This is a genomic window from Pseudomonas vranovensis (assembly GCF_040438935.1).
Lineage (GTDB): Bacteria > Pseudomonadota > Gammaproteobacteria > Pseudomonadales > Pseudomonadaceae > Aquipseudomonas > Aquipseudomonas vranovensis.
On the sequence record NZ_CP159259.1, the window covers coordinates 3,115,053 to 3,131,437 of the forward strand.

Sequence of the window (16,385 nt, forward strand, 5' to 3'; positions counted from 1 at the left end):
ATACTGGCCACTCGGTTAACATGCCCGGCTTTAACCCGATACCAAGGCCACGCCGTGTCATTTGGCCCGCCCTCCTCTCGCCCAGCTGTACTGTTGACCGCCTTGTTGAGCGCCCCTGCGGTAGCCGACGACCTGTTCGTAGACACCCAGGCCGTGCCCCAGGTACTGACTGCCACCCGGCTCAAACAGTCGCCGGCAGCCGTACCCGGCAGCATGACCGTGCTCGACAGCACCTTGATTCGCGCCAGCGGCGCCCGCGATGTCCCTGAATTGTTGCGCCTGGTGCCGGGGATGATGATCGGCTACGGCGCCGCCAACCAGCCGACGGTCAATTACCACGGCAGCAACGTCAACGACGCCAGGCGCATGCAGGTGTTGATCGACGGTCGCTCGGTATACCGCGCGGGCCTGGCCACGGTCGACTGGAGCGACATCCCCCTGGCCATGGAAGACATCGAGCGCATCGAGGTGTTTCGTGGCCCCAACACCGTCAGCTACGGCGCCAATGCGCTGATGGCGGTGGTCAACATCCTTACCCGCAAACCGGCCGACAGCCACGGCACGCGCCTGAAAGTCACCCGCGGTCAGCGCGGGATCAACGACTGGTACGCAAGCCAGGGAACAGGCTGGGAAGATGGCGACCTGCGCCTGTCGCTCTCCGGCATGCAGGACGACGGCTTCGACGAAGACCGCCACGGCAATGACTACCGTGACAGCCGCCGGCTCAATCGACTTAACCTCAGTGTCAGTCATGCCTTGGCGAGCAACCAGAGCCTGGATTGGCAACTGGCGGTCAAAGAAGGCAGCAACCAGCGCCCCTACACCTATCAGCCGGTGTTCTATGGTGTCACCGAAAATGGTGACAATTCCGATGCCAACGCCAAGAACTATGCAGGCTCGGTGCGCTGGAACATCGATCTGAATCCGGAGCACAGCCTGTACGTGCAAGGCACGACCCAGCACTGGGAGCGCAAGCAGGTATGGCGCGCCTGTGATGCCGCGTTGTCGTTCAGCCCGCAGTTGACCCGCCTGTGGCAGCTCGACCCGAACTACGCCGAGCAGGTGGCGCGCAACATCCTCGCCCCGCTACCCCCTGCCAGCCCTGAAAAGTACGCCCTGGCAAGCGAGGCCCAGCAACAATGGCGCAACGATGGCTCTGAACAGGTGTGTGGCGACATCGACCAGAGCACCCGGGAAACCCGCATGGACCTTGAGCTGCAGGACACCCTGAGCCTGTCCGACAGCCTGCGCCTGGTCAGCGGTGTCAATTACCGCTATGACCGGGCCGATTCGCAGACTTTCTTCAATGGCAGCCTGGACGACAGCACCTGGCGCTTGTTCGGCCACCTTGAGTGGCGTGCCAGCGAGCACTGGATCCTCCAGGGCGGAGCAATGTTCGAAGATGCCCGGCTGTCCGGCAGTTCGCTGACGCCGCGCGTGGCAGTCAACTACCTGATCACACCGCGCCATGGCTTGCGTGCGGTGTACTCCGAGGCGGTACGCTCACCCGACATGTTCGAGAACAACGTCAACTGGAGCTACCAGGTCAATAACCTGAGCCCCGCAGCCTTCGGCCAGAACAGCGCGCGCTACTTCGTCAGGACCCGTGGGCCGGGCGACCTCGACCAGGAGCACATGCGCTCGCGAGAACTGGGCTATAACGGTTACTTCGCCGACGCCGATATCAGCGTCGACCTCAAGCTGTTCTACGACGAAATCACCGGCATGATCAGTGAGCCGCTGCGCAACAACCAATACATTGCCAGCAACAGCAACAAAGCCCGCTTCAGCGGAACCGAGGCACAGATGGACTGGCACCTGAGCCTGGCCGATCGCTTTCGCCTGACCTACGCTCACGTCGATGCCTGGGCCAGCAACGCTGCCGACCGGCAAATGAGCGCACACAACAGTGGTTCGGCCGGCTGGCTGCGCAACTGGGGCCGAGGCTGGTCCAGCGCCCTCTTCTATTACGGTGACGACGCGCTCAACCAGTACCGCTTCGAGCGGGTGGACCTGCGCGTTGCCAGGCAAATCACATGGGATCGCACCCAGCTCGAGTTGGCGGGCATGCTGCAGCAGCGCCTGGACGATGAGCCCACCAGCAACGTCGATAACTACTACGACAGCCGTCACGTGCTGTACTTCAGTGCGGAGTTGACGTTCTGATGCACCTTGTGCGGCGCTGGCTGTTGCTCATCTGCTTGTGGCCTCTGGGCGGACCGTGGGCCAGTGAAATCCTGCTCACCGCGAGCCAGGACGGCCCCAGCGTCGAGCAATTTGTACAAGCGCTGCGCGAACGCCGACCCGCCGACATCGTCCGCTTCGTGCCGGTCGATGAACTTGGCCGCCCGGCCAAGCTCGACCCAACCATCCGCCTGATTCTGCTCGACAGTGCCAGTCTCGAGTGGCGCCTGAGCGAAAACCCCGGGCCACCGGCCCTTGCCTTGCGCGTAAGCCGAGTGCAAGCGGAAAAACGCCTGGGCAAACTGCGTCCGGCTTACCTGAGCCTGCTCTGGAGCGACCCGCCACTGGATCGCCAATTGCGCCTGACCCGCTACCTGCTGCCCCAAGCCCGCCGCATTGGCGTGCTGTATGGCCAACACAGCCAGTTCTTGCTCGAAGAGTTACGCCGCGCCGCCCAGCCCATGGGCCTGGAGATCGTCGCCCAGGCCTGGCCAGACTTGCGCGACAGTCGCCCTTTGCAAACCCTGCTGCAAAACAGCGATGTACTGCTGGGCATCGACGACCCCCAGCTGTACAGCCCCAAGACGGCCAAGAATCTGTTACTCAGCAGCTACGCCCGGCAAATGGCACTGATCGGCCCCACGGCCGGGTTTGTCCGTGCCGGTAGCCTGGCCAGTACCTTGAGCGACCAGGACGACTGGTTGGCGGTGCTTGACCGCCTGCTCGACCAATCACCCGGCAAATGGCCCCGAGCCCAGTACCCGACGCACTTCCACGTCGTCGGCAACCAGCAGGTCGCCCGTGCCCTGGGGGTTGAAACCATTGATCCGCTGGCCGCCGCGCAGGCCCTGGCCCTGGCCGAAGGAGAACGCAGACCATGAGGCGACGCCTGAGCTGGGACATCCACACCCGCACGCAGATCATCAGCCTGGGCCCAGCCCTGTTGCTGACCTTGCTGCTGATCAGCTTTTTCACCTTCGTGCGCATTCAGGACCTGCGCCAGGAGCTCAACCACACGGGCCAACTGATTGCCAACCAACTGGCGCCGGCCTCCGAGTATGGTGTGATCGCCGGAAACGATGAAGTGCTCGAAAGCCTGATGCGCGCCACCTTGAGCATCCCACACGTACGTTTTCTCGAGGTCCAGGACAGCAGCAACCATATCCTGGTGTATGTCGAGCAGCCGGATGAACACGCCAATCGCGCCCAGCAGGTCGAGGTGTTCCAGGCCCCCATCCGCCTGCAGCAGATTCGCCTGGACAACGACTTTCTGCACAACAGCAAACCACCGGTGAAGAACATCGGTGACGACTACCTGGGCCGGGTAATCGTCGGCATGTCCAATGACGCCTTCAGCCAGCGCCAGCAGGAGATCGTGATCAAAGCCGCGATCCTTGCCTTGTTCGCCCTGCTCTTTACCTTTCTGTTGGCCAGGCGCCTGGCCATGAGCCTGGCTAAGCCGATCAGCGAGATGGGGCATGCGGTCAAGGCCATCCAGCAAGGCGATTTCAACGCCCCTCTGCCTGTGGTCGATGACAGTGAACTGGGGCATCTGGCCCAGCACATCAACAACCTCGCCTGCGCCCTGGCCCAGGCCAGCCATGAGCAGCAGCAGGCGATGTCACAACTGATCCAGGCCCGCGAAGAGGCTGAACAGGCGAACAAGGCCAAGTCCGATTTCCTGGCCATGATGAGCCATGAGTTGCGCACGCCCATGAACGGCGTACTGGGCATGCTGCAATTGCTGGAAACCACGGCCTTGAGCGAAGAACAGGCCGAGTACACCGAGGTGGCCAGCGAGTCGACCGGCCATCTGCTCAAAGTGATCAACGACATTCTCGACTTCTCGCGGATCGAGCGTACCAACCTTGAGCTTGAACACATCAACTTCAATCTGGGCGAACTGATCGGCAGCAGCGTGCAGTCTTTCCAGCACCTGGCAGCCCAGCGCGGCCTGGACCTCGTCCTGCTGCTGCCACCTGGCATGGAGCAGCTTCATGTGGTGGGCGACCCGACACGCATCCGGCAGATCCTGCTCAACCTGGTCGGCAATGCACTGAAGTTCACCGAGCACGGCAGTGTGCGCATCGAGCCGCGCTGGCAGGTACTCGACCGCCAGTTGATCTGGTTCGGCTGTGCGGTACACGACACCGGTATCGGGATCGACAGCAAACGCCTGGAAACCATGTTCGTTGCCTTCCAGCAGGCAGACAGCTCGATCTCCCGCCGCTATGGCGGCACGGGCCTGGGCCTGTCGATTGCCCGTACCCTGGCCGAACGGATGGGCGGTACCTTGCGCGGCGAAAGCCGTGAAGGCCTGGGTTCGACCTTCACCCTGGAGATGCCGCTGGCACTGGCAGACAAGCCCTCGGCCCACGTACCCAGCCTGCTCGGCGACCCTGAAGACGAAGGTCAGGGCCGACGCATCCTGCTGGTGGAGGACAACCCGGTGAACCAGACCGTGATAGAAGCCATGTTGCGCAGCCTGGGATTCGAGGTGTGCGTGGCCGTGGACGGCGCCCAGGCAGTGACCCAGGTCGCCCGCCAGCGCTTTGCCGCCACCCTCATGGATTGCCGGTTGCCGATTCTCGACGGCTATGAAGCCACCCGGCGCATTCGCCAGCTGCCCCAGGCCGCTGCCATGCCGATCATCGCCCTGACGGCCAATGCCCTGCAGGGCGATCGTGAACGCTGCCTCAACGCGGGCATGAACGATTACCTGGCCAAGCCATTCAAACGGACTGATCTGCAGCAGATTCTTCTGCGATGGCTGCCCGATCAGTCAGCTGCGACTGGCGATTAATCTGAAATTGCGGCAGTCTTATGGACTGGACAGGCCCCTCGAAAGGCCTGAAAATAAAATTTCAGTGCACAAGTGTACTTCTTTGCCCCGTGCGCTGTGACTTTCACTACAACGCAATAGTCTATGTGTAGGCTGCCGCCCCAAGCACAAGCGTTTTGGGTCGGCCGGGAAGATTTGCCCCCTGCCGCACGGGGACTATTGAGGAGCTCGCATGACCAAACAAAACGCCTTTACTCGGGAAGACCTGCTGCGCTGCAGTCGCGGTGAGCTGTTCGGCCCAGGTAACGCGCAACTGCCCGCCCCGAACATGCTGATGGTGGATCGCATTACCCACATCAGCCAGGAAGGCGGCAAGTACGGCAAAGGTGAATTGGTCGCCGAGCTGGATATCAATCCGGACCTGTGGTTCTTCGCCTGCCACTTCGAAGGTGATCCGGTGATGCCAGGCTGCCTGGGCCTGGACGCCATGTGGCAACTGGTCGGTTTCTTCCTCGGCTGGCAAGGCCTGCCAGGCCGCGGTCGCGCCCTGGGTTCGGGTGAAGTGAAATTCTTTGGCCAGGTCCTGCCGACCGCCCAGAAAGTCACCTACAACATTCATATCAAGCGCGTCCTCAAGGGCAAGCTGAACATGGCCATCGCCGATGGTTCGGTCAGCGTCGACGGTCGCGAGATCTACACCGCCGAAGGCCTCCGGGTCGGCGTATTCACCTCCACTGACAACTTCTAAGGGTTATCCGCATGCGCCGCGTCGTTATCACTGGTCTGGGCATCGTTTCGTGCCTGGGCAATGACAAAGAGACCGTCTCCGCCAACCTGCGTGCAAGCCGCCCTGGCATCCGATTCAACCCGGAATATGCCGAAATGGGTCTGCGTAGCCAGGTTTCCGGCTCCATTGACCTCAACCTCGAAGAACTGATCGACCGCAAAGTCTTCCGTTTCGTGGGTCACGCCGCTGCCTATGCCTACCTGGCAATGGCCGACGCGATCAAGGACTCGGGCCTGACCGAAGAACAGGTGTCCAACCCGCGTACCGGCCTGATCGCAGGCTCCGGCGGCGCATCGACCCTGAACCAGATGGAAGCGCTGGACATCCTGCGCGAAAAAGGCGTCAAGCGCGTCGGCCCGTACCGCGTCACCCGGACCATGAGCAGCACCGTCTCGGCGTGCCTGGCCACCCCGTTCAAGATCAAGGGTCTGAACTACTCCATCGCCTCGGCATGCGCCACCAGCGCACACTGCATCGGTACCGCGATGGAACAGATCCAGATGGGCAAGCAAGACATCGTCTTCGCCGGTGGCGGTGAAGAAGAACATTGGAGCCAGTCGTTCCTGTTCGACGCCATGGGCGCTCTGTCCAGCAAGCGTAACGACACGCCGGAACTGGCCTCCCGCGCCTACGACAACGACCGTGACGGCTTCGTTATCGCCGGCGGCGGTGGCATGGTCGTGGTTGAAGAGTTGGAACACGCCCTGGCTCGTGGCGCCAAGATCTACGCCGAAATCGTCGGCTACGGTGCTACCTCCGACGGCTACGACATGGTCGCCCCAAGCGGCGAAGGCGCCATCCGCTGCATGCAGATGGCCATGTCCACCGTCGACAGCCCGATCGACTACCTGAACACCCACGGCACCTCGACCCCGGTCGGTGACGTTGCCGAAATCAAGGGCGTTCGTGAAGTATTCGGCGACAAGGCCCCGGCCATCAGCTCGACCAAGAGCCTGTCCGGTCACTCCCTGGGCGCCGCCGGCGTTCACGAAGCGATCTACTGCATGCTGATGATGGAAGGTAACTTCATCGCCGGCTCCGCCAACATCGACGAACTGGACCCTGCGGTTGCCGACATGCCGATCCTGACCAAGACCCAGGAAAACGCCAAGATCGATACCGTGATGAGCAACAGCTTCGGTTTCGGCGGCACCAACGCCACCCTGGTGCTCAAGCGCTGGGAAGGTAAATAAGGGCCAGCCCCTTATGTGAAAACGCCCCGACTGGTTCGGGGCGTTTTTGTTTGTGTCGCCATCGCGGGGCAAGTCGAAACGCCGCACCACCGCGCCTACACTGAAAACCTCCCGACCAGCCCATTCAATTCGATCGCCAACTGCGACAATGCCTGGCTCGCCGCATTGGTCTGGTTAGCCCCCGCCGACGTCTGCAGCGCCAGATCGCGAATGTTGGTCAGGTTGCGATCCACCTCCCGCGCTACCTGCGCCTGCTGCTCGGACGCACTGGCAATCACCAGGTTGCGCTCATTGATCTGGCTGATGGCCGTGGTGATCTCATCCAGCGCAACCCCAGCCGCGTGCGCACCGTCCAGGGTGATACGGGCGCGCTCGTTGCTCTGTTGCATCCCCGACACCGCACGGTCGGTACCCTGCTGGATGCCATCGATCATCTGCTCGATTTCCCGGGTCGACTGCTGGGTACGATGCGCCAGCGCCCGCACCTCATCGGCCACCACGGCAAAGCCGCGCCCGGCATCACCGGCGCGGGCAGCCTCGATGGCAGCATTGAGTGCCAACAGGTTGGTCTGCTCGGCAATGGCGCCGATCACATCCAGCACCTTGGTGATGCCATGCACCTGCTGCGCCAGCTGCTCCACCTCCTCGGCATTGGAGGTGACACCCGCCGCCAGCGATTCGATCGAAGCAACAGTCAGGCGCACTTGCTCACGACCTTGCCGGGCAATCCGGTCCGACTCTCGAGATGCCTCTGAGGTGGCCACGGCGTTGCTCGCCACTTCCTCCACCGCCGTGGTCATCTGGTTGACGGCCGTGGCAGCCTGCTCGATTTCCTGACTTTGCTGCATCAAGCCGCGGGTAGCGTCATCGGTCACTGCGCTCAGCTCTTCGGAGGCAGAGGCCAACTGATTGGACGAGTCGGAGATTCGCCCGATGGTGTCGCGCAAGCTCTGCTGCATCTGCTTGAGCGCTGCCAGCAAGCGCGCCGGCTCGTCCTTGCCCTGTACAGAAATCTGCGGGGTCAGGTCACCGGTGGCGACCACCTCGGCCACTTGCAACGACTGGCCCAGAGGCCGAACGATGCTGCGGGTCAAGGTCAGGGCAAGAATCACCGTCAGCACCAGCGCCGCCACCAGCAATGCAACCACCCATACCCGGGCACTCTGGAACACCGCCTCGGCAAGGTCGGTGGCGGTGTTGGCGTGGTGGTGGTTGAGAGCAATCAACTCGTTGAGCGTGGCGGTCAATTGGTCGGCCAGCTGGTTCATTTCACCGTTGACCCGGGCAATGGCCGCCTCGACCTGGTTTTGCGCCGAGAGCTGCGTCACCTGGGCCTGCAAACCGAAGTACTGGCGCTCAAGATTCAGGTAGCGATCAAACAGGGCCTGCTCCTCAGGCAGGACGATCAGCGCCTGGTACTGCTGCTGTGCCTTGCCAAGGCCGGCCTTGATCTCTTCGACACGCTCCTTGTTCTGCTGCAGCGCCTGGGGATCACGATTGATCAACAGGCGCAAGGTCAAGGCCCGGATGCGCATGGTGTCCTGAGCCATCTGCCCTACTGCAATCACACTGGGTAGCCAGTTGCTGTCGACCTGCTCGGACTGCTGGCGCATGCTGGTCATTTGCAGCAAGGCAAACCCACCCAAGGCAACCACCAGTAGCGCGACCAGGCCAAAACCGAGGCCAGCCCTGGGCGCGATATTCATGTTTCTCAAACTCATACACTGGCTCCTTCCGAAAGCGCCGCAATGCGATGCAGCAGTCCTTGCTTCTAGAAGGTATCGGCCAGTGGAGAATTTGCGTAAGACGAAAAATTGATATCAAAGTGCCTTATCATCACACTGCCAACTGCGCCCTGGCTCAGCGCACGGTAAAGCGCTGCTCGGCCAGCAGGCGATCGCCCTGGAACACCATGAAATGCCATTGGCCCGGTACCACTTCGTGGTTTTCAGTGAACTCATAGGCCATCACATCCTGGGCAGCGCCAGGCACCAGCTTTTGCACCACTTCGAATTTGTCATGGCGCTTGCCGTCGGGGGTGCGTACGCCTGGGGTGAGGTACAGCAGGATCAGCGGCGTGTCTTCGGCGACCTTGCCCTCCAGGCGATAGCGCATGCCGAACTTGCTGCCCAGGCGCGCCGGAATCTCTTCGGTTTGCTGGATGGTCTGGTTGCTCATGGTCAGCACCCGCTCGCCGGGCTGGAAGTTCTGGTGTCGGGTTTCAAACAGACCGTACTCAATAGGGCCCTGGACGCGAACCTCGGCACTGGTCAGGCCACTGACCAGCAAAAGCCCGCACACAGCGCTGAAACGACTGAAAAACATGATGCACTCCATCAGGGTTGATGGCGGCAGGCTATGACACGGTCATGACAGACTGATGACAAACACGTCACTCACGCGGCCTGGGCAGTACGGCAAGAAAGTTGTCCCGCGCCACCTTGCGCCCCACGTCTTCAGGCAAAGCATCAAGGAACACATCAAAGCCGTGCATCTGCTCGCCCAGGCTACCGAACTTCCCCACCACGTCGGAACCGAGCATGAAGCGCTCCGGGAAGCGTTCGACCAACCTGAGCCACTGCTCACGGGGCTTGCCCTTGTCGTCCAGCAGGTAAGGCTGCAGCACGCTCCAGGACAGGTCTATGTACAGGTTGGGATAGTCCTGGAGCATGCGCGACAAGGTTGGCAGGAGAAAATCCAGCTGCGTCTGGTGGCGATGGATCTCCATGCTGGTGCCGGCGTGGGCCCAGATGAAGCGCGTGTGCGGATGATTGCGCAGCGGCTCTTCGATTTCCGCGAGGTACAGCGGATTGCGCTCGCGCTTGGAGGTGATATTGGAGTGGATCAGCACCGGCAAGTCCTGCTCGGCCGCCAGGTGATAGATGCGGGTCATGGCTTCGTTGTTGGCCCGGGGCGTGTCGCCGCTGGTGAGGGCCGTGAGGTCGTCATGACGGGTAAACACCTCACCAATGCCCTGCCACAATCCCGGATGCAACTCGAGCATGCGCTCGATGTGCGCCACGGCGTTCTTGTCTACCGGATTGAAGCCGGTGAGAAACGGATGAAATCGCTGACGCTGGGCCGGCGTGAGCTTTTGCAGGGCGGCGGCCACATAGATATCGGTAGCGCTGTACCAGTAGGCATCGGCATCGTCGCCTGCGTAGTAGCGCGGGCGCTTGGGTTCATCCTCATGCCATTTTTTTGCCACCGGAATGCCAGAAATCATCGACTGGTCGATACGCGCCTCATCCATCGCCTTGAGCAACGCATCCATGCCTTCGCTTTCCTGGAAAAAATCCACGTAGTGCAGGTGCGCATCACTGTAGTGGTATTCCCGCGCCTGTACGTTTTGCAGGGTCAACCCCATCAACAGCACCCAGCCCAGCCCTTTGGCGAACATTGCACATTCCTTCCTGGCGATTCAGACAGGGTAGACCGGCTGCGGCGCCGCACAGTTCAGCCGTGGCTGCGAACAGGCTATGATCCAGGCAATCATTCCCGGCCTGGAGCCCACCGTGAGCATTCCCCTGGTCATCCGTCCTCGCGCTGAATCCGTCGAAGGACAACCTATCCTGCGCCCATTGCCTTCGGCGCAACGTCGCAGCGTGGGGCCGTTCGTTTTCTTCGATCACATGCTTGAAACCGACTACGCCCCGGGTAGCGGCGTGAACATTCGCCAGCACCCGCATATCGGCCTGTCTACCCTCACCTACCTGTTTGAAGGCGAGCTGCTGCACAAGGACAGCCTGGGCTCCGATCAACGAGTCAAGGCCGGGGAAGTCAGCTGGATGACTGCCGGGCGCGGCATCGCCCATGTCGAGCGAACCCCCGCCGACCTGCTGGCAAGTGGCTCGCGACTGCATGGCCTGCAAGTGTGGCTGGCGTCACCCAAGGAGGCTGAACAGGGCGAAAGCCACTACAGCCATCACCCGGCCACCAACTTGCCGGTCAGCGACAGCCTGGGCGTGAGCATCCGCATGATTGCCGGTAGTGGCTTCTGCCTGCAGTCGCCGGTGCCCGTGCTCTCGCCCACCCTGTATGCCCTGGTACAGATGCAGTCCGCCACGACCCTGACCGTTCCCACTGAACATGCCGAGCGCGCGCTGTATGTGCTGGAGGGGGATGTGAGCCTGAACGAGGAGCCGATTGAGCCGCACAGCCTGGTGATACTGCCGGAGGCTGAAGAGATGAGCCTGTACGCCGACAGCGAAAGCCGGCTGGTGCTGTTCGGTGGCGCTCCGCTGGACGGGCCGCGGCGGATGAACTGGAACTTTGTGGCCAGTGATCCGGCCTTGATCGATCAGGCCCGGGCGCGCTGGGCGGCGGGCGATTGGCCGACTGTGCCAGGGGAACGTGAGCGGATCGAGCTACCCTGATGAGTTGATGGCGGGGCAAGCCCGCTCCCACCAACGGCTAAATAGCTGTGGGAGCGCGCTTGCGCCGCGATCCGGCTTATACCTTGAACACTTCATCCAGCAAATTGAACATCGCTCTGAACGCCCGTTTGGACGTGCGCGCGTCGTACTTCATCTTGCCGGGGATGTTGGCCGCCGTGTCGGTGAACGAGTGCACCGCACCGCCATAGCTGACCAGTTGCCAGTCGACCTTTGCCGCATCCATCTCCGCCTCGAAGGCAGGCAGTTGCGCTTTAGGCACCAACGGGTCGGCAGCGCCATGCAGCACCAGCATCGACGCCTTGGCCTTGCCTTCCTGTGCCGGCAGCGGTGTGTCCAGGGTGCCGTGGAACGAGACGGCTGCCTGCAAGCGCTCGTCCATGCGCGCCAGTTCCAGTGCGCAGCAACCGCCGAAGCAGAAACCGAATGTCGCCAGCTTGCCGGGTTCCAGCACAGCCCTGGATTGACCGAGCAACTGGTCCAGCGCCTCTTTCATGCGCTTGCGCAGCTCTACACGGTCATCCTTGAGCGGTGTCATCGCCGCCCCGGCTTCATCCATGTTCGAGGGGCGCAGCGTCTGGCCATAGAGGTCAGCGATCAACACCACGTAGCCCTGGGCGGCAACCTCCTTGGCGATACGCTCTGCGCCCTCGCCAATCCCCATCCAGTTGGGCGCCATCAGCAGCCCGGGTTGTCCCGAGGCACCCTGGGTGTAGACCAGGCGACTCTCATAGGCTTTGCCGGCAACATGATAGACCAGCGACTCGATTGTGACTTTGCTCATGCAGTCCTCTCCTTGCACCATGAAAAAAGCCCGCCGAAGCGGGCTTTCCTGACTCTACTTAAGCCGACAATTCGACCAGCAGCTTGTTCAGGCGACGAACGTACGCCGCCGGGTCCTTCAAGCTGTCACCCGCCGCCAGGGCGGCCTGATCGAAGAGGATGTGCGAGAAGTCGGCGAAACGGTCTTCACTCTGCTCGTTGTCCAGCTTCTCGATCAGCGGATGGCCGGGGTTGAATTCAAAGATAGGCTTGGAATCCGGTACCTTCTGGCCGCTCGCCTCAAGAATCTGACGCATCTGCAGGCCCAGGTCCTGTTCGCCGATCGCCAAGATTGCAGGCGAGTCGGTCAGGCGGTGCGATACACGCACTTCGCTGACGTTTTCGCCCAGCGCGGCCTTGAGGCGCTCCACCAGGCCTTCTTTCTCCTTGGCGACTTCCTCCTGGGCTTTCTTGTCTTCTTCAGAGTCCAGCTTGCCCAGGTCCAGGTCACCGCGAGCTACGTCGACAAAGCTCTTGCCGTCGAACTCGCTCAGGTAGCTCATCAGCCACTCGTCGATACGGTCGGTCAGTAGCAGCACTTCGATGCCTTTCTTGCGGAAGACTTCCAGGTGCGGGCTGTTCTTGACCTGCGCGTAGGACTCGCCGGTGAGGAAGTAGATCTTGTCCTGGCCTTCCTTGGCACGGGCCAGGTAGTCGGCCAGCGACACGCTCTGCTCGCCGCTGTCATCGCTGGTGGAGGCAAAGCGCAGCAGGCCGGCGATCTTCTCCTTGTTGGCGAAGTCTTCGGCCGGACCTTCTTTCATGACCTGGCCAAAGTTTTTCCAGAAGCCCTTGTACTGCTCAGGCTCGTTCTTGGCCAGCTTCTCGAGCATGTCCAGAACGCGCTTGGTCAGGGCCGACTTCATCGAGTCGATGATCGGGTCTTTCTGCAGGATTTCCCGCGAGACGTTCAACGACAGGTCGTTGGAATCGACCACACCCTTGATGAAGCGCAGGTACAGTGGCAGGAACGACTCGGCCTGGTCCATGACGAACACGCGCTGCACGTAGAGCTTCAAGCCGCGTGGCGCTTCGCGCTGGTACAGGTCGAACGGCGCACGGGCCGGTAAGTACAGCAGCGAGTTGTACTCAAGCTTGCCTTCGACCTTGTTGTGGCTCCAGGCCAGCGGGTTTTCGAAGTCGTGGCCGATGTGCTTGTAGAACTCCTGGTATTCCTCGTCCTTGATCTCGGTACGCGGACGGGTCCACAGGGCACTGGCGCGGTTGACGGTTTCCCACTCTTCGGCTGGTTTCTCTTCACCTTCGGCGGCTTCGACCTGTTTTGGCAGCTCGATCGGCAGGGCGATGTGGTCGGAATACTTCTTGATGATATTGCGCAGGCGCCAGCCGTCAGCAAACTCTTCCTCACCCTTTTTCAGGTGCAGGACGATACGGGTACCGCGCTCGGGCTTGTCGATGGTGGCGACTTCGAACTCGCCCTCGCCCTTGGACGACCAATGCACGCCCTCGGCGGCGGGCTGGCCCGCACGGCGGCTGAATACATCAACCTGGTCGGCGACGATGAAGGCCGAGTAGAAGCCCACGCCAAACTGGCCGATCAGGTGCGAATCCTTCTTCTGGTCACCGCTGAGGTTCTTCATGAAGTCGGCGGTGCCGGACTTAGCGATGGTGCCCAGGTGGGTAATCACGTCCTCGCGGCTCATGCCGATGCCGTTGTCTTCGAGGATGACGGTGTTCGCGTCCTTGTCGAAGCTGACACGGATTTTCAGCTCGGCGCCGCCTTCGAGCAGCTCAGGCTTGGCCAGGGCCTCGAAGCGCAGCTTGTCGACGGCATCGGAGGCGTTGGAGATCAGTTCGCGAAGGAAGATTTCCTTGTTCGAATACAGGGAATGGATCATGAGGTGCAGCAGTTGCTTCACCTCGGTCTGGAAGCCCAGGGTTTCTTTTTGAGTTTCCACACTCATGGTCTTCAACACTCCAATCTGATGGCAGTTGTCGCTCGGCAGGCGAGCCCTATGGCCCAAGCCTGCTTTTACGGCGGGATGTCCTGCAGATGGGGGCACGGGACGCTATTTCAAGGGCGAGGTCATTTCTTCGACCTTGAAATGTGCTCGGGCCGTGGCGATCGGTTCGTCCTGGCTGCCCTGCCAGGCGGTGATCGCCACGTTGGTCACCCGCCGCCCCTGGCGCCAAAGCTGGCACTGGGCGTAGGTATCGCGAAAATACCCGGCGCGCAGGTAGTCGATGGAAAAATCGATGATCTTCGGGATCGCGGCGCTTTCGCTGTAGATCAGCAAGTACAACGCTGCCGACAATTCCATGAAGCCTGCGATCACCCCTCCGTGAATGGCCGGCAGCAGTGGATTACCAATGTTGTCCTTGTTGGCAGGCAGGCAGAACAGCAAGTCATCGCCCTGGCGGCTGCATTGAATGCCGATCAACCCGGCGTAGGGAATCAGTTGCAGCAGCGGCTGGTAATTGCCTTCGGCATGAGCCTGGCGCAATTGCTGGTGGACTTCTGGCGGAATCATTGCGCACCACCCTTAAGACGGTTGCCGAAGTTCAGGCCACCCTTCACGCCCTTGCCCAGTCGCATGAAGGTTCCTACCACCTGGGCAATCGGTTGCTCGGGGTCGTCCTGATACGCCATGCCACGGGTAAAGATCACGTCACGGGTCACGCGGTAGCACTGGGCATAGCCGTAGATATCCTGGCCGGCCTTGGCCGGGTGCATGTAGTCGATGCGCAGGTCCAGGGTCGGACACACCTCGAACTCTTTCAACGCACAGAGGGTAGCCATGCCGCAGGTAGTGTCCATCAGTGTGGTCAGTGCGCCGCCATGAATGGCGCCGGTCTGAGGATTGCCTACAATGTTGGCCGAGTAAGGTAGTATCAGGGTCATGCCCTGAGCGTCAGCGTGATGCACACGCATCTGCAACAGCTGGCAATGACGCAAGGCAGAAAGAAAACGCTCCGCCATGGCCATCAATGGATTGTCATTCATTTCATCAGGCCTTCAGGATGATTGAGGCAACGCACAAGGCTGAAAAAAAGTCTATATATATCCACACGTTATATATCTTTAACACGAACGGAACTTCTTTTGATTACTTGCGCTCAAAGGAACAAGCAACTTATTCCCACAAGGAGAAACACCCCATGCGTAAACCTTTTGCTTTTGCCGTAATGCTGGCCGCCGCCCTGGGTCTCGCTGCTTGCGATAAAGCCAGCGAAGACAAGGCTCAGGATGCTGCGCAACATACCGAGAACGCTCAGCAGAAGATGGACGAAGCTCAGGATAAAGTGAACGAAGCTGCAAAAGAAAACGCTGAAGCTGCCAAAGACAGTGCTGAAGCGCAACAGAAAGCCGCTGAAGAAGCCGCTCCTGCTGCTCCGGCCACTCCAGCGCCAGCTGAGCCTGCTAAATAAGCACGCGCACCAGAATGAAAAAACCCGACTTCAGTCGGGTTTTTTCATGGCCACCGGAACCGGATTAATCGATTCAGTTCGCACTTGTCTCTTTTGCTGTCTCGGCAACGGGTGCTTCGGTGGGGGTAAATACCATCACCTCCAGCACATCGGAATGAAACTCGCGACGGTACAGCACCAGTACCACACCGGTACTCATCAGCATGAACAACCACGGGCTGATAAACCAACTGAGCATTGCCATGCCAAAGTAATAAGAGCGCAGGCCGAAGTTGAACTGGTTGGCCGCCATCGAAATAACCCGCGCTCCGCGCTGGGCAAACGCTTTGCGCTCCAGCTCACTGACATGGCGCTCACCGATCATCGGCGCAGAGCCCACCAGTACCGCGGCGAAGTTGTACTGGCGCATGCACCAGCTGAAGGTGAAGAAGGCATACACAAAAACGGTCGCCAGGCACAGCAGCTTGATTTCCGACATGCCCTGGGACGCCTGCTGCACTAGCGGCAGGTCTGCCAGTAGCGACACCGCACGATCCGATGCGCCCAGTACAGTGAGAATACCGGCCAGGATAATCAGGGTGCTGGAGGCGAAGAACGAGGCGTTGCGCTCCAGGTTGCCGATCACACTGGCATCGGCAATTCGGTTGTCGCGCATCAGCATGCGACGCATCCAGTCTTCACGGTACAGGTGCATCACACTGGCCAGGCACGCCGTGTCGCGCCCCTTCCAGGTGGCGTAGCGGGTATAGCCGCCCCAGCAAATCACAAACCAGCAGGCTGCCAGAAAATGGATCAGGTTACTTTGTATGAAGCTCATTCAAGGTTCCGGTAAA

General features: G+C 60.9%; 15 protein-coding genes. 7 read left to right on the plus strand and 8 right to left on the minus strand.

Annotation, left to right across the window (positions count from 1 at the left end):
* Window positions 1-54: 54 nt before the first annotated feature.
* From ABVN19_RS14470 to fabB, 5 genes are all read left to right on the plus strand, one after another.
* Complete coding sequence (locus ABVN19_RS14470) at window positions 55-2,166, plus strand: TonB-dependent receptor (RefSeq protein ID WP_105641549.1); 2,112 nt, start codon at window positions 55-57, stop codon at window positions 2,164-2,166.
* Window positions 2,166-3,065: an ABC transporter substrate-binding protein gene (locus ABVN19_RS14475; RefSeq protein ID WP_105641550.1), complete on the plus strand. Its 900-nt coding sequence runs from the start codon at window positions 2,166-2,168 to the stop codon at window positions 3,063-3,065. Before ABVN19_RS14470 ends, ABVN19_RS14475 begins: the two co-directional genes overlap by 1 nt.
* Window positions 3,062-4,987, plus strand: coding sequence for a response regulator (locus tag ABVN19_RS14480; RefSeq protein WP_028945337.1), 1,926 nt, complete (start codon window positions 3,062-3,064; stop codon window positions 4,985-4,987). Before ABVN19_RS14475 ends, ABVN19_RS14480 begins: the two co-directional genes overlap by 4 nt.
* Before the next feature lie 211 nt (window positions 4,988-5,198).
* A complete protein-coding gene (gene fabA / locus ABVN19_RS14485; protein ID WP_028945338.1) occupies window positions 5,199-5,714 on the plus strand; it encodes a 3-hydroxyacyl-[acyl-carrier-protein] dehydratase FabA in 516 nt (171 codons plus the stop codon).
* Window positions 5,715-5,725: 11 nt separating this feature from the next.
* Entirely contained in the window at window positions 5,726-6,946 is a 1,221-nt protein-coding gene (gene fabB / locus ABVN19_RS14490; RefSeq protein WP_028945339.1) for a beta-ketoacyl-ACP synthase I, read from the plus strand.
* A gap of 95 nt (window positions 6,947-7,041) precedes the next feature.
* Here the strand turns inward: fabB and ABVN19_RS14495 are convergent, their stop codons facing one another.
* The 3 genes from ABVN19_RS14495 to ABVN19_RS14505 all read right to left on the minus strand — a co-directional run bounded on the left by ABVN19_RS14495 (window position 7,042) and on the right by ABVN19_RS14505 (window position 10,346).
* Entirely contained in the window at window positions 7,042-8,667 is a 1,626-nt protein-coding gene (locus tag ABVN19_RS14495) for a methyl-accepting chemotaxis protein (RefSeq protein ID WP_028945340.1), read from the minus strand.
* A gap of 139 nt (window positions 8,668-8,806) precedes the next feature.
* A complete protein-coding gene (locus ABVN19_RS14500) occupies window positions 8,807-9,271 on the minus strand; it encodes a DUF3859 domain-containing protein (protein WP_105641551.1) in 465 nt (154 codons plus the stop codon).
* A 67-nt stretch (window positions 9,272-9,338) separates the two neighbouring features.
* Complete coding sequence (locus ABVN19_RS14505) at window positions 9,339-10,346, minus strand: amidohydrolase family protein (protein ID WP_028945342.1); 1,008 nt, start codon at window positions 10,344-10,346, stop codon at window positions 9,339-9,341.
* Between the two features lie 115 nt (window positions 10,347-10,461).
* On the opposite strand from ABVN19_RS14505, the gene ABVN19_RS14510 reads away from it, so the two are divergent.
* On the plus strand, window positions 10,462-11,322 hold the full coding sequence (locus ABVN19_RS14510) for a pirin family protein (protein WP_028945343.1): 861 nt from the start codon (window positions 10,462-10,464) through the stop codon (window positions 11,320-11,322).
* Between the two features lie 76 nt (window positions 11,323-11,398).
* Here the strand turns inward: ABVN19_RS14510 and ABVN19_RS14515 are convergent, their stop codons facing one another.
* The 4 genes from ABVN19_RS14515 to ABVN19_RS14530 all read right to left on the minus strand — a co-directional run bounded on the left by ABVN19_RS14515 (window position 11,399) and on the right by ABVN19_RS14530 (window position 15,127).
* Window positions 11,399-12,124 carry a dienelactone hydrolase family protein gene (locus tag ABVN19_RS14515; RefSeq protein ID WP_028945344.1) on the minus strand — a complete coding sequence of 242 codons (726 nt, stop codon included), beginning with the start codon at window positions 12,122-12,124 and terminating at the stop codon, window positions 11,399-11,401.
* Window positions 12,125-12,182: 58 nt separating this feature from the next.
* Window positions 12,183-14,087, minus strand: coding sequence for a molecular chaperone HtpG (gene htpG, locus ABVN19_RS14520; RefSeq protein WP_028945345.1), 1,905 nt, complete (start codon window positions 14,085-14,087; stop codon window positions 12,183-12,185).
* A 105-nt stretch (window positions 14,088-14,192) separates the two neighbouring features.
* Window positions 14,193-14,654 (minus strand): PaaI family thioesterase, encoded by a 462-nt coding sequence (locus ABVN19_RS14525; RefSeq protein ID WP_028945346.1) that lies wholly within the window; start codon window positions 14,652-14,654, stop codon window positions 14,193-14,195.
* On the minus strand, window positions 14,651-15,127 hold the full coding sequence (locus tag ABVN19_RS14530; protein ID WP_028945347.1) for a PaaI family thioesterase: 477 nt from the start codon (window positions 15,125-15,127) through the stop codon (window positions 14,651-14,653). Before ABVN19_RS14530 ends, ABVN19_RS14525 begins: the two co-directional genes overlap by 4 nt.
* 155 nt (window positions 15,128-15,282) lie before the next feature.
* Here ABVN19_RS14530 and ABVN19_RS14535 point away from each other — a divergent pair, with 155 nt between their 5' ends.
* On the plus strand, window positions 15,283-15,552 hold the full coding sequence (locus ABVN19_RS14535) for a hypothetical protein (protein WP_028945348.1): 270 nt from the start codon (window positions 15,283-15,285) through the stop codon (window positions 15,550-15,552).
* Window positions 15,553-15,625: 73 nt separating this feature from the next.
* Here the strand turns inward: ABVN19_RS14535 and ABVN19_RS14540 are convergent, their stop codons facing one another.
* Window positions 15,626-16,369 (minus strand): DUF599 family protein, encoded by a 744-nt coding sequence (locus ABVN19_RS14540; protein ID WP_028945349.1) that lies wholly within the window; start codon window positions 16,367-16,369, stop codon window positions 15,626-15,628.
* Window positions 16,370-16,385: the final 16 nt, after the last annotated feature.

What these genes read in the sequence shown, in the direction of transcription:
- ABVN19_RS14475 (WP_105641550.1), top strand. Translation starts at nt 2,166, where the DNA reads ATGCACCTTGTGCGGCGCTGGCTGTTGCTCATCTGCTTGTGGCCTCTG.
- ABVN19_RS14480 (WP_028945337.1), top strand. Translation starts at nt 3,062, where the DNA reads ATGAGGCGACGCCTGAGCTGGGACATCCACACCCGCACGCAGATCATC.
- fabA (WP_028945338.1), top strand. Translation starts at nt 5,199, where the DNA reads ATGACCAAACAAAACGCCTTTACTCGGGAAGACCTGCTGCGCTGCAGT.
- fabB (WP_028945339.1), top strand. Translation starts at nt 5,726, where the DNA reads ATGCGCCGCGTCGTTATCACTGGTCTGGGCATCGTTTCGTGCCTGGGC.
- ABVN19_RS14495 (WP_028945340.1), bottom strand. Translation starts at nt 8,667, where the DNA reads ATGAGTTTGAGAAACATGAATATCGCGCCCAGGGCTGGCCTCGGTTTT.
- ABVN19_RS14500 (WP_105641551.1), bottom strand. Translation starts at nt 9,271, where the DNA reads ATGTTTTTCAGTCGTTTCAGCGCTGTGTGCGGGCTTTTGCTGGTCAGT.
- ABVN19_RS14505 (WP_028945342.1), bottom strand. Translation starts at nt 10,346, where the DNA reads ATGTTCGCCAAAGGGCTGGGCTGGGTGCTGTTGATGGGGTTGACCCTG.
- ABVN19_RS14515 (WP_028945344.1), bottom strand. Translation starts at nt 12,124, where the DNA reads ATGAGCAAAGTCACAATCGAGTCGCTGGTCTATCATGTTGCCGGCAAA.
- htpG (WP_028945345.1), bottom strand. Translation starts at nt 14,087, where the DNA reads ATGAGTGTGGAAACTCAAAAAGAAACCCTGGGCTTCCAGACCGAGGTG.
- ABVN19_RS14525 (WP_028945346.1), bottom strand. Translation starts at nt 14,654, where the DNA reads ATGATTCCGCCAGAAGTCCACCAGCAATTGCGCCAGGCTCATGCCGAA.
- ABVN19_RS14530 (WP_028945347.1), bottom strand. Translation starts at nt 15,127, where the DNA reads ATGAATGACAATCCATTGATGGCCATGGCGGAGCGTTTTCTTTCTGCC.
- ABVN19_RS14535 (WP_028945348.1), top strand. Translation starts at nt 15,283, where the DNA reads ATGCGTAAACCTTTTGCTTTTGCCGTAATGCTGGCCGCCGCCCTGGGT.
- ABVN19_RS14540 (WP_028945349.1), bottom strand. Translation starts at nt 16,369, where the DNA reads ATGAGCTTCATACAAAGTAACCTGATCCATTTTCTGGCAGCCTGCTGG.